We start from the raw sequence: 13,033 nt of genomic DNA, 5'->3' as shown, positions 1-13,033 counted from the left end.
CCCCGGATTGTTTCACGTGAAACAATCCGGGGTGCGCTGTTATGCTTTACTTTTTCACCCTCTACTTCCCTGCATTATTTTATGTTTTTTGTTAAGGCTTCTAATTCTATAAATTGAGACTGCACAGAAAAACTTTAAATATATGTACACCAAGTACCACGCGTAGGTCTAACATGGCTGCGAAACGCTTAATTTGCAATTTTGTATGCTGAATATGTTTCACGTGAAACATTTAGGGCAGACTAAATTTGCTTTATCTCACAAACTCAGAGGGTAACGCCCCTCTTCTTCGTGATTTTTGCAAAACCTTTTCTAATTTTACGTTTTTATGAAGCAACTGCCTTGAATCTCAGGAAAAACCTTGTTATAATGTCACAAGGAACCTATCACAGCCTATTTTGATCCGCAAAAGCGGACTGCGTGGCGGTGTACACGCAGAAAAGTTGTTAAGCGGATGGTTTATCCTGCTTTATAAAATGGTACAAGCGCTTGGAAACATCTTTGTGCGTTCCTATAATACGCACACCGCAAACATCCACAACGCCGCTTTTTGCGGCTATGGAGTCTATCCAATCAGAATTGTGAGAAAGCGGCGCGTCTGACTGCCGTTACGGGAAAGCGGGTGCTGTATTGGCAAAAATTATCGCGATTGTGAATCAAAAGGGCGGCGTGGGGAAAACCACATCCTGTGTGAACCTTTGCGCCGCCATGAAGGCCGCGGGGCAGCGAGTTTTGCTCTGCGACTTTGATCCCCAAGCCAACGCCACCTCTGGCATGGGTGTGGACAAAACTCTGTCCAAGGGTGTGTATGAGGTAGTCATTGGTGAGGCACCGGCGGTGGATGCAATTGTAACAACAAAATACGGCGACGTGCTTCCCTCCAACAAGGCGCTGGCTGGGGCAGGCATTGAGCTGATTGCCATGGACCGACGGGAGTATTTGTTGAAAGATGCACTGGGACAGGTGGCAGACAACTACGACTTTATTTTTATTGACTGTCCCCCCTCATTGGAGCTCCTAACCTTAAATGCCCTTTGTGCCGCCGATTCCGTTTTGGTGCCGGTGCAGGGGGAATACTTTGCACTGGAAGGACTGAGCGACCTGATGAACACCGTGCGGATTGTCCGTCGCTCCTTGAATCCGCGGTTGGATCTGGAGGGCGTTCTCCTCACCATGTTCGACGGTCGAACCAATCTGGCGCTTCAGGTGGCGGAGGAAGTCAAACACTACTTCCCCGGAAAGGTTTATGCCACGGTGATCCCACGGAATGTACGCCTGTCTGAAGCCCCCAGCCACGGCAAACCCATTTTCTCCTACGATCGCACCTCTCGTGGTGCGGAGGCCTACGGCGCACTGGCCGCCGAATTTTTACAGAAGAATCGCTGATTCTGGAAAGGAGTCGCTATGGCGTCTCAAAAATCCGGGTTGGGACGGGGTCTTGGCGCCCTGTTGGGAGACGATGTGCTGAAAACGGAAACCTCCGGCACCTTCTCTCTGCCGATTTCCCAGGTGGAGAGCTGCTCCACCCAGCCCCGTAAAAGCTTTGACGGGGACGCACTGAACGATTTAGCGGACTCAATCCGTCGCCATGGAATTATTCAACCCCTCACGGTTCGAAAGCTTGCATCCGGGTATTATCAGATTGTGGCAGGAGAACGCCGTTGGCGCGCCGCCCGTATAGTAGGCCTTTCAGAAGTGCCGGTTGTGGTGGTGGAGGCTGACGATCGGAAGGCCGCAGAGCTTGCAATGATTGAAAACCTCCAGCGGGAAGACCTAAACGCCATGGAAGAAGCCGCCGGCTTTCAATCCCTGATCCAGTCTTATCGAATGACGCAGGAGGAGGCCGCTGAGGCTGTTGGCAAGTCTCGCAGCGCGGTGGCAAACGCATTGCGCCTGCTGTCTCTCTCCCCCGCCGTAAAAACACTGGTGGAAGATGGGACTTTGTCCGCAGGACACGCAAGAGCCCTCCTCCCCCTCTCCCCCGCTTTACAGGAAAGCGCAGCACGGTCTGTGATTTCCGGTGGACTTTCCGTCCGCCAGACGGAGGCGTTGGTGAAAAAGCTGAGCACAGAGAAACCGGAAGAAACTTCCGCTTCCTCCGATCAGGTGGACTATGCAGCGGAAGCCCAGCAGGAACTGGCTTCCCGACTGGGCCGGGGCGTAAAAATTGTGTCAGGCCGAAAAAAGGGTCGCGTGGAGCTGGAATATTACGGAGTGGACGATCTGAATGATTTGCTGGAAGCCCTGACGCTTCTTCAAATTAAGCGCGCCCAGTCTGAACAAATGTGAGGAATCGCTGAACATGAAACTGGAAAAGCGCAGCACAGGAGCCGAGGACGCGGCTCCCGCACCGGAAGTCAACACCCCGGACGGGACGAAAAACAAGCCCGTCGTCGTCTATATTATGGTTCTATTTATCGTGGCTTTTTTACTCATGGCGCTGTCCTTTCTGGCCCATCAGCGCAGCAACGAGGAGGTCATCGGCACTCTGCAAAGCTCCGTTTCCACCTTGCAGGAACTGCAAAAAAGTCAGGATGAAAATCTGCGGCTTCACTCCCGGCTGGAAAACATGGAAAAACAAGTTCGAGACTTGGAAGCACAGGTGAAGGAATTGGAGGACGCGGGAGCCAAATCCGAGGATAAAACGGAGGCGCTGCTGTCTCTATACCTTTTACAGCAACAATATTCCGCAAAAGACTATGACGGCTGTCGCCAGACACTTCAATCCATGGAGGACTCCGGGCAGTCTGGCCTTCTCTCCAAGGACGGTCTGGACAAAATTGTCTCTCCCGCCCAGAGATACCAGCAATTGAAGGAAGCCGTGATGTCCACGTGGTAAGTCCCGGTTTTCATTGAAGCTATAAAATTTTACACGGTATGTGGTAAGGAGAAAACGAATATGCTGGATATTAAATTTGTCCGGGAGAATCCCGACGCGGTCAAAGAAAACATCCGAAAAAAGTTTCAAGATGCAAAACTTCCTCTGGTAGACGAGGTCATCGAGTTGGACGCCAAACGCCGAGCTGCCATTGCAGAGGCGGATCAGCTTCGGGCGGATCGAAACCGGCTGAGCAAACAGGTGGGCATGCTGATGGGACAGGCCAAGAAGGACCCCTCCAAGCTGGAGGAGGCCGAGGGCGTGAAAAAGCAGGTCACAGACAACGCCCATCGTCTGGAAGCGCTGGAAAAACAGGAAGCGCAGTTGGACGAGGAAATTCGCAGCCGGATGATCGTCATTCCCCAGATGATTGACTCCTCTGTGCCTCTTGGCGCGGACGACAGCGCCAACGTGGAGGTTCAGCGCTTCGGTGAGGCAGTGGTCCCCGCTTTTGAAATCCCCTATCACGTAGATCTGATGGAACGGTTTGACGGCATTGATTTAGAGGCTGCGGGCCGCGTCTCCGGCAACGGATTCTATTATCTGCTGGGGGATATTGCTCGGCTGCACGAAGCCGTGCTGGCCTATGGCCGAGACTTTATGATTGACAAGGGCTTCACCTACTGCATTCCTCCCTTCATGATTCATGGCAACGTGGTGGAGGGCGTCATGAGTCAGACGGACATGGACGGCATGATGTATAAAATCGAGGGGGAAGACCTGTACCTCATCGGCACCTCGGAGCATTCCATGATTGGCCGATATATCGACCAGATTCTGCCCGAGGCTTCCCTCCCCCAGACCTTGACTTCCTACTCCCCTTGCTTCCGCAAGGAAAAGGGCGCTCATGGTATCGAGGAGCGAGGTGTTTACCGCATTCATCAGTTTGAAAAGCAGGAAATGATCGTGGTCTGCAAGCCTGAGGAGTCCAAGGACTGGTATGAAAAACTCTGGGCCATGTCGGTCGAGCTATTCCGGTCAATGGACATTCCCGTGCGACAGTTGGAATGCTGCTCCGGCGACTTGGCGGATTTGAAAGTCAAGTCCTGCGATATTGAGGCCTGGTCTCCCCGCCAGCAGAAATATTTTGAGGTCTGCTCCTGCTCCAATCTGGGCGACGCGCAGGCCCGGCGGCTACGCATCCGCTACAAGGACGAGGACGGGAAAATGCAACTTTGCCACACACTGAACAACACCTGCGTGGCTCCGCCCCGGATGCTGATTGCCTTTTTGGAGAATAATTTGCAAGAGGACGGCTCGGTCCTGATTCCTCCCGTCCTGCGTCCCTATATGGGTGGCAAAGAAAAATTGCTCCCCAAGCACGCCTGAGATTTGCCGTTTGATTCTGAATTGTAATATTCACATATAATATTACAGATTGTTAAACCCATTTGGAGCCTTTGGCGCACTTTTATTCCAGATCTATCTTCATTTCCAGCGAGATATCGGCTCCATTTGGGTCGCGTGCTTCAAGCCATTGGGCCGCAGCACTTTGAAGGCTGCTGTACTTTAAAAAAGGAGACTTGCTTTCATGACAAAAAAAGCCGGCGGACTTATTGCCGAATTTAAAACATTTATTTCCCGTGGCAACGTGGTGGACATGGCCGTGGGCGTGATTATCGGTGGCGCGTTCAAAGCCATCGCGGATTCTCTGGTCGGCGACATTCTCATGCCCCTGATCAGTCTTCTCACAAAAAAGGTTTCCTTTGAGGATATGGTCTGGGTGGTAGGGGGCGGACAGACCGTCATCCCTTACGGCAATTTCCTTGCTGCCATTCTAAACTTTCTGATTACGGCTCTGGCTATTTTTCTTCTGGTGAAGGCCATTAACCGCTTCCGGAAAAAGGAAGAGGTTGCCCCACCCAAGCCACCCGCAGCCAGCCCAGAGGCCGCCCTGCTCACAGAGATTCGGGATCTTTTGAAAGAGCAAAAGAAATGATGGAAACCATTTTACGGGAGGGATTGACAACACTGGGGCTGGATCAGTCCTCCGTCCCCTCCCTGCTGCGCTATGGGGCGCTGCTGGAAGAGAAAAACAAGGTCATGAACCTCACCGCCATTAAAGAGGAGGACGAGGTGGCCCGGCTGCACTTTCTGGACAGTGCCGCACTTTTAGACTTTCTGGATTTTCGGAAAAAAAACGTGGTAGACGTGGGCACCGGGGCCGGATTCCCAGGCCTTCCCATTCGGCTTTTAGAACCCTCCGCCCATGTGACCTTACTTGACTCCCTCGGAAAGCGCATTACTTTTTTGCAGGAGGTCTGCACAGACTTGGGTCTTTCGGATGTGGAGTGTGTCCATGCCCGGGCGGAGGAGTTTGCCGCAGCGCGGCGAGAATCCTTTGATACGGCGGTATCCAGAGCTGTGGCTTCCCTTTCCGTGCTTGCAGAACTGTGCCTCCCGTTGGTGAAGACGGGGGGGACGTTCCTCGCCATGAAGTCCGTGGACAGCTGCGACGAACTTTCCGCCGCCGAACACGCTATCTCCGTTTTAGGTGGCCGAGTATCCGCAGTAAAGGACTATTTGATTCCCGGCACGGACATTGTTCATAGGGCGGTTCTGGTAAAAAAGGTAAGGCCCACGCCGAAAGCCTATCCCCGGACCTATGCAAAAATCAAAAAAGATCCACTTTAACCGCGAAAACCACCGCCGGGACAGAAAATGAAAGTTTTTTATGATAATTCGTTAAATTGTTTTGATTTTGGCGCATTCTTCCTGTAAAATCAGGATATACAAGAGGTGAGTTCCGATGGGTGAATGTATCGCCGTCGTCTCCGGCAAGGGAGGGACCGGCAAAACCTCCTTTGTGGCGGGGGTCGGCTCCGCCATGGCGAAGGCCGGGAAACGCGTGCTGTGTATCGACTGCGACGTGGGCCTTCGGAATCTTGATCTGGCGCTGGGGCTGACGGACAAAGCCCTGATGGACTTTTCCGACGTAGCCCAAGGCCGATGTACCCTGTCCGAAGCCGTGGTGAGCCACTCCCGGCTTCCCTCGCTTCATTTGTTGACCGCGCCAGTGCGCAGTCGGGGCCGCCCTGTGAGTGAAGAGCAGTTTCGGGCCTTGACGGAGCAAGCCCGGCAGCGGTATGACTTTTGCTTAATGGATGCGCCCGCGGGGCTGGAGGGCGGCTTTCGTCTGGCCGTGTGTGGGGCGGATCGCTGCGTGGTGGTCACCACGTCCGACGCCGCGTCCCTGCGGGACGCGCAGCACACGGTGATGGAGCTAGTGGCCTTTCCCCGAGGAAAACTCCATCTGGTGGTCAATCGGGTGCGCAAAAAACTTCTTCGGAATATGCACGCCACCATCGACGACGCCATTGACGCCGCGGGACTGCCTTTAATTGGCGTGGTTCCGGAGGACGACCGGCTCCCCCTCGCCCTGAACCGGGGCGTTCCCCCAGCCTTGACGGATGACATCCCCGCCGCCACCGCCTATCAAAACATTGCCCGGCGTCTCATGGGACAGCGCGTGCCCTTGATGCGCATGAAATAGAAAGGAGTTTATTCCGATGAACATTGCAATCATGTCCCATGACAACCGGAAGGATCTCATGGTTCAATTCTGCACGGCCTATGCCGGCATTCTCTCCCGGCATACGATTTTTGCCACCAACACCACAGGCCATATGGTGGCCGACGCCACCGGGCTGGACGTGCACTGCTTCCTCTCCTTTGCCCACGGCGGCTGCCAGCAGATTGGCGCCCGTATCGCCTATAACGAGATTGACTTGGTGCTGTTTTTCGACGATCCCAACAGCCCCAGTATGGCCGAGGACGTGACCTACATCTCCCGTCTGTGCGACCAGAACAATATTCCCTACGCCAGCAACATCGCCACAGCAGAGTTGCTGATTCTGGGGCTGGCCCGGGGCGATCTGGACTGGCGCGACATCGTCAATCCCAAAAACCACCCCCAGGTCTGAGAGCGTTCCGGGCGGACTTTTCCGCCCCACGGACGAATGCCAACGGGAGCGGAGAATTGACTCTCCCTCCCGCATTGGGTGCGCCGCGAAGCGTTTTCCGCTCTCGTCCCAAACCCACGGGGCGGGAGCGCCTTTTTATCTCTGACGTTTCAATTAAATTACAGGATAAAGGAGTCTTTTGTCATGGCTGTTTTAAAACCGCGTACGCTCTCCGGCTTTATGGAGCTGCTTCCTGCGCCTCAACAGCAGATGGAGCGCATTATGGAGGTCATCCGTCAGTCCTTTTCCCTCTACGGCTTCACTCCCTTGGACACGCCCATCATAGAAGCCAGCGAGGTGCTGCTTGCCAAGGGCGGCGGCGAAACGGAAAAGCAGATTTACCGTTTTACCAAAGGTGACGCGGACTTAAGTCTCCGCTTTGATCTGACGGTCCCTCTGGCCAAGTATGTGGCCATGCATTACAGCGAGCTGAGCTTCCCCTTCCGTCGGTTCCAGATCGGTAAGGTCTATCGGGGTGAGCGGGCCCAGAGAGGTCGTTTCCGGGAATTTTATCAGGCCGATATTGATGTAATTGGAGACGGGAAACTGTCCCCCATCAACGATGCGGAAATTCCCGCCATTATCTACCGGGTTTTTTCCACCTTGGGGCTGAAGCGGTTTCAGATTCGCGTGAACAACCGCAAGATTCTCAACGGGTTTTACGCCATGCTGGGCCTTTCCGAACTTTCCGGCGAGGTGATGCGGACGGTGGACAAGCTGGAGAAAATCGGCGAGGCCACAGTGCGGGGAATCTTGGTGGACGATTTGGGAATCCCAGCGGAAAAAGCAGACGAGATTTTGAAATTTATCGCTATCTCCGGTGGCAACAAGGCCATTCTGTCCGCGTTGGAAAGCTATCGCGGCCGGAACTCGCTGTTTGACGAGGGGCTGGAGGAGCTTTCCCTGGTGGTGAACTATCTGGATGCCTTCGGCGTTCCCAGTGAGAATTTCGTGGTGGATCTGACCATCGCCCGGGGACTGGACTATTACACCGGCACGGTGTATGAAACCGCGCTGCTGGACCACCCGGAAGTAGGTTCTGTCTGCTCTGGCGGACGGTATGACAATCTGGCGGAATATTACACGGAAAAAGAGCTTCCAGGCGTGGGCATTTCTATCGGCCTGACCCGCCTGTTCTATGTGCTGGGAGAGCAGGCATTGCTGAACCCCGACCTGCTCACCGCACCCACGGACGTGTTGATTCTCCCCATGACGGAGGACTTGGGCCCTGCCATCTCTTTTGCAACGCTTCTGCGTCAGGACGGTATCCGGGCCCAGCTTCACTGCGAAGATAAAAAGTTCAAGGCGAAAATGTCTTATGCCGACAAACTGCGTATCCCCTACGTGGTCTTTTTGGGTGAGGACGAGGTGAACGCGGGCGTGATTGCCTGCAAGGATATGTTTACCGGCGAGCAGACCAAGTTGGACGCGGCAGCCACCGCCGACCTCATTAAGGCAGGCCTTGCGGAAAAGAACAAAGGAACCGTGATTCTGGGATGAGCACCAGAAATGTGCAGGGCGCAAAACTTGCCGCGGATAAATTTTCTGCCTTGTTACACTCACATTCTTTCGCGCCATGGCTTACTTGAAATGATCGCACCAACTGCGTTTATCCCGACAATGGGGGCAAAATCCTGTGCTTTTCAAATTCTTTCGGTAATATTTATGATTTAAAATACCGTTTGTATTTGATTTTGCCCGTTTTCCATTTCAGATATAGAAAGGAAATCACCATCATGACACAATCGAGAACCCATACCTGCGGAGAGCTGCGGCTTGCCGACGCGGGCAAGTCCGTCACCATCGTAGGATGGCTGGAAAACGTCCGCGAGGTGGGCGCAGAGCTGGCCTTTGCCGTTATCCGGGATTTTTACGGCACCACACAAGTGGTGGCTGAGACATCCGAAGACGTAAAAACCCTCAAGGGGATCAATAAAGAATCCACTGTCTCCGTCTCTGGAACCGTCCGGGAGCGAGCGTCCAAAAACGCCAATCTTTCCACCGGCGACGTGGAGATTGTCCCCTCCTCCATGGAGATTTTGGGCTGCTGCCGCCACAACGAGCTCCCCTTCCCCATCAACCGCAGCCGCGAAGCCGACGAGGCCACCCGCTTGAAATACAGGTATCTGGATCTACGCAACCCCGACGTGAAAAAGAACATTCTTCTGCGGTGCAACGTGGTGTCTGCCCTGCGCCAGTCCATGACGGAGCACGGCTTTTTGGAAATCACCACCCCCATTCTCACTGCCTCCTCCCCCGAGGGGGCCAGAGACTATCTGGTGCCCGCCCGGAACCACCCCGGTAAGTTTTACGCCCTGCCCCAGGCTCCTCAGCAGTTCAAGCAGCTTTTGATGACCTCCGGCTTCGACCGTTATTTCCAGATCGCCCCCTGCTTCCGGGACGAAGATGCCCGGGCGGACCGCTCCCCCGGTGAGTTTTATCAGTTGGATATGGAGATGGCCTTTGCCTCGCAGGAGGATGTGTTTGCCGTTTTGGAGGACGTGCTGCCTCCCATCTTTGCCAAATACGGAGCGTATGACCGGGCCAGCAGCGCACCCTTTACCCGCATTCCCTATGCGAAGGCCATGGAGCTATACGGTTCTGACAAGCCGGACCTGCGGATTGATTTGACGGTTCAGGATGCGACGAACGTCCTCTCCGGCTGCGGCTTTGAGCCGTTTGCGGGAAACTCCGTAAAGGCCGTGGTGGTTTCCGGATTTAACGAGACACGCAAGTTTATCGACAAAACACTGGCAGACGTGGAAATTCAGTCCGGAAACAAGGCCTATTGGTTCCGGCTGGATGAGAACGGCGAAACAGTGGGCGGCATTGCCAAGTTCGTGACCCCGATGAAGGACGCAGTGGTAAACGCCTTAGGTCTAAAGGCGGGTGACTTTGTTGCCCTGTCCACAGGCACCCTTTCTGCCGCCCAGAAAACAGCCGGCGTGCTGGTTAAGACGCTGGGCGCGGCGGTTCCCGGCCACATGGACAAGGAACAGTATTCCTTCTGCTGGATTGTGGATTTCCCCATGTACGAGATGGGCGAGGAATCCGGCGAGCTGGAATTTTGCCATAACCCTTTCTCCATGCCCTCCGGCGGACTTTCCACGCTGCTCAAGGCGGAAGCAGGAGAAGTTGATCCCCTCAGCATCACTGCCGACCAGTATGATCTGGTGTGCAACGGCGTGGAGCTTTCCTCCGGCGCAGTGCGAAACCATGACCCGGAAATCATGGTGAAGGCTTTTGAATTGGTGCGGCTGGGTGAAGAGGATGTGAAAGCCAAGTTCCCCGCTATGTACAACGCTTTCACCTATGGTGCGCCTCCCCACGCGGGAATTGCCCCCGGCGTGGACCGGATGGTGATGCTGTTGGCGGGAGAAGACTCCATCCGGGAGATTATCCCCTTCCCCATGAACAAAAACGCACAGGACGTGATGATGGACGCTCCCGGTGCCGTCATGCAGAAACAGCTGGACGAGCTGCACATCGCCTTGGTGAAGCCGGAGGAATAAGCTCTGGCAAGATTTTTGCGCCCGCAGCTGAGACGCGTGCGTTTCTCTCTGGAAAAGGGCGCACTTGCGAGATTTCCGCAAAGGAGGGTTTATGAAACGCTTGCTGTGTTCTTTGCTGGCCGCAGCCAACCTGTTTACCCTGACCGCCTGCGGCGGTCTATCCTCCAGCACTTCTGACCCGGACCCGGCCTATTCTGCCGGGTCCGGCTCCGTGTCCGAGGAATCAACGCCTCCACCCGTGGACGAAAAAGAGGCGCGGATAGACGCCCTGCTGGCGCAGATGACGCTTGAAGAAAAAGTGGGCCAGTTGTTTTTCGCCCGGGTCCCGCAGACGGACGCAGCGGCGGACGTGGCCAAGTATCACTTGGGCGGCTATATCCTCTTTGGCAGGGATACAAAAGACAAGACCGCCAATGACCTGATTCAGGCCATTAACAGCTATCAGGAAGCCGCAAAAATTCCTCTGTTCATCGGTGTAGACGAGGAAGGGGGAAGCGTCGTTCGCATCTCTTCCAATCCCCATCTCCGGGCAAAGAAATTTGCCTCGCCTCAGCAGCTATATGCTTCGGGGGGCATGGAGGCAGTTGTTCGGGATACTCACGAAAAAGACGTGCTTTTAAAAGCGCTGGGCTTTAACGTGAATCTGGCCCCGGTGGCGGACGTGTCAACCGGCCGCAGCGACTTTATCTATGACCGCTCCTTCGGACAGGATGCACTTAAGACTCGGGACTATGTGTCCGCTGTGACGCAGGCCATGACTAGCGACGGCATGGGCAGCGTTCTCAAGCACTTCCCGGGCTATGGAAACAATCGGGACACCCACACCGGCATTGCCGTGGACGAACGGCCTTTGGAAACCTTTGAACGTGCTGATTTCCAACCATTTACGGCAGGGTTACAGGGGGGCGGAGCGCTGAGCGCGGTGCTTGTCTCCCACAACATTGTGAAAAGCATGGACCCGGACCTGCCCGCCTCCCTCTCTCCTGCCGTGCATGAAACCCTTCGGAATCTGATGGCGGAAGCAGGCTTTAAAAACACCGTGGTCATGACCGACGATCTGGTGATGGACGCAGTGAAGGCCTATGCAGAGGACGGCAGCGTGGCCGTGTTGGCGCTGCAGGCGGGAAACGATTTGCTGATTGCCACGGACTATCGTGCACAGATTCCCCAGATTCTTGCCGCCGTTGCGGACGGGACGCTGGACGAATCTCTGCTTGATGTTGCCTGCACCCGCGTGCTGCAATGGAAGCAGGCGCTGGGACTGATATAAGAAACTCTTTTTGAACTGTGTTTGTCTTAAACGCAGAGCCGCCCGGTTTTGAAAAGCCGGGCGGCAAAGCTATGTGCGATCAAGAGTATGCCTTTATGGACGGCCTTGAAAGGCGGTGCCGCTTGCATTGTCCATTTCCTGATCCGTAGGCCCGAAAACAGCGCTTTGTCTTTAGTATGGAAAGGAAGTTTTCCACATGGAAACTAAAAAACTTTATTACCTCAATCCCTTTTTAAAGGAGTTCTCTGCCAAGGTTCTCACCTGCGAAGCGGCGAAAACCGGCTGGGAAGTGGTTCTGGACCAGACAATCTTTTATCCCGAAGGGGGCGGACAACCCGCCGACCATGGGACGCTGGGCGGCGTGAATGTTCTGGATGTTTACGAAAAAAACGGCGTGGTTTTCCACATTTGTGAAAACTCAGTGGAAATTGGGGAAACCGTAACAGGTCAACTGGATTGGATCCGCCGGTTTGACCACATGCAGCAGCACTCCGGAGAACACATTTTAAGCGGCATTCTCTGTGAAACTCACGGCTGTGATAACGTAGGCTTCCACATGGGGGCCGACACGGTCACCATCGACTACAACATCAGCATTTCGTGGGAGCAGGCTCTGGAAGCGGAGCGTCGCGCCAACGAATACATCTGGGCGGATGTCTCGATTGATATCTCCTTCCCCACTCCGGAGGAATTGAAGTCCATTGACTACCGCTCCAAAAAGGCGTTGACAGGGCAAGTACGCATTGTGGCCTTTCCCGGCGCGGACTGCTGCGCCTGCTGCGGCACGCATGTGCTTCGGTCCGGGCAGGTGGGGCTTGTAAAAATTCTCTCCTGCCAGAAATTCAGGGAGGGAGCCCGTCTGGAGATTCTCTGCGGGGGCAGGGCCTTTGCCCTGCTTTCCACCACATGGGAGCAGAGCCGGGCCGTGGGCCGCCGTCTCAGCGTGAAGCCGCAGGACACTGCCGAAGCGGTGGAGCGACTGGAGATGGAACTGAACGCCGCCAAGGCAGGGCTTACCCGGTTGGAGGATGCGCTTATCGCACGCATTGCCGCACAGGAAGCAGGCCGGGGCAACACGCTTCTTTTTCAGCCAACCCTTCGCCCGGACGGGGCACGAAAGCTGGCGGACGCGGTAAGCCGCACCTGCGGCGGGCTTGCGGCCGTGTTTGCGGGAGAGGATGGACAGTATCAATATGCCCTGCTCCGCGCCGACGGCGAAGACATCGCCCCGCTGGTAAAGACCATGAACACGGCTCTCCAAGGTCGGGGCGGCGGGCGAAACGGCTTTGCCCAAGGTTCTGTTCAGGCCCGGCAAGCGGAAATTGAAGCATTCTTTAAAGGCGTTTTTTGACGCGGAAAGTTATCCACTATCCTGCTTTAAAACTGCCGAGAAATCAAAAGCACCCCATGC

The 13,033-nt window shown here is 54.9% G+C and carries 12 protein-coding genes; all 12 read left to right on the top strand.

The genetic code is table 11. The features are described 5' to 3' along the window. Positions 1-630 precede the first annotated feature (630 nt). Positions 631-1,386, top strand: coding sequence for a ParA family protein (locus RT018_RS12130; protein ID WP_312942334.1), 756 nt, complete (start codon positions 631-633; stop codon positions 1,384-1,386). A gap of 18 nt (positions 1,387-1,404) precedes the next feature. Further along, the gene (locus RT018_RS12125) at positions 1,405-2,289 is read left to right on the top strand and encodes a ParB/RepB/Spo0J family partition protein (RefSeq protein WP_312942332.1); all 885 of its coding nucleotides are present in this window, start codon (positions 1,405-1,407) and stop codon (positions 2,287-2,289) included. Between the two features lie 13 nt (positions 2,290-2,302). Further along, entirely contained in the window at positions 2,303-2,839 is a 537-nt protein-coding gene (locus RT018_RS12120) for a hypothetical protein (RefSeq protein WP_312942330.1), read from the top strand. Positions 2,840-2,899: 60 nt separating this feature from the next. After that, positions 2,900-4,207 (top strand): serine--tRNA ligase, encoded by a 1,308-nt coding sequence (gene serS, locus RT018_RS12115; RefSeq protein WP_312942328.1) that lies wholly within the window; start codon positions 2,900-2,902, stop codon positions 4,205-4,207. Between the two features lie 202 nt (positions 4,208-4,409). After that, the gene (gene mscL / locus RT018_RS12110; RefSeq protein WP_312942326.1) at positions 4,410-4,817 is read left to right on the top strand and encodes a large-conductance mechanosensitive channel protein MscL; all 408 of its coding nucleotides are present in this window, start codon (positions 4,410-4,412) and stop codon (positions 4,815-4,817) included. After that, on the top strand, positions 4,814-5,512 hold the full coding sequence (rsmG, locus tag RT018_RS12105; protein WP_312942324.1) for a 16S rRNA (guanine(527)-N(7))-methyltransferase RsmG: 699 nt from the start codon (positions 4,814-4,816) through the stop codon (positions 5,510-5,512). Before mscL ends, rsmG begins: the two co-directional genes overlap by 4 nt. 115 nt (positions 5,513-5,627) lie before the next feature. Beyond that, positions 5,628-6,371 carry a septum site-determining protein MinD gene (gene minD, locus RT018_RS12100; protein WP_312942323.1) on the top strand — a complete coding sequence of 248 codons (744 nt, stop codon included), beginning with the start codon at positions 5,628-5,630 and terminating at the stop codon, positions 6,369-6,371. Between the two features lie 16 nt (positions 6,372-6,387). Continuing rightward, entirely contained in the window at positions 6,388-6,801 is a 414-nt protein-coding gene (locus tag RT018_RS12095; protein ID WP_312942321.1) for a methylglyoxal synthase, read from the top strand. A 183-nt stretch (positions 6,802-6,984) separates the two neighbouring features. Beyond that, positions 6,985-8,340 carry a histidine--tRNA ligase gene (gene hisS, locus RT018_RS12090; RefSeq protein WP_312942319.1) on the top strand — a complete coding sequence of 452 codons (1,356 nt, stop codon included), beginning with the start codon at positions 6,985-6,987 and terminating at the stop codon, positions 8,338-8,340. 236 nt (positions 8,341-8,576) lie between these two features. After that, positions 8,577-10,352 (top strand): aspartate--tRNA ligase, encoded by a 1,776-nt coding sequence (gene aspS / locus RT018_RS12085; RefSeq protein ID WP_312942317.1) that lies wholly within the window; start codon positions 8,577-8,579, stop codon positions 10,350-10,352. 91 nt (positions 10,353-10,443) lie between these two features. Beyond that, entirely contained in the window at positions 10,444-11,622 is a 1,179-nt protein-coding gene (locus RT018_RS12080; protein ID WP_312942315.1) for a glycoside hydrolase family 3 N-terminal domain-containing protein, read from the top strand. Between the two features lie 196 nt (positions 11,623-11,818). Continuing rightward, complete coding sequence (locus RT018_RS12075; RefSeq protein ID WP_312942313.1) at positions 11,819-12,973, top strand: alanine--tRNA ligase-related protein; 1,155 nt, start codon at positions 11,819-11,821, stop codon at positions 12,971-12,973. The last annotated feature ends 60 nt before the right edge of the window (positions 12,974-13,033 follow it).

The sequence above is a fragment of the Oscillibacter sp. genome, assembly GCF_032060045.1.
GTDB lineage: Bacteria > Bacillota > Clostridia > Oscillospirales > Oscillospiraceae > Oscillibacter.
Note: the sequence above shows the minus strand (reverse complement) of the source record. Positions and strands in the feature narration are given on the sequence as shown.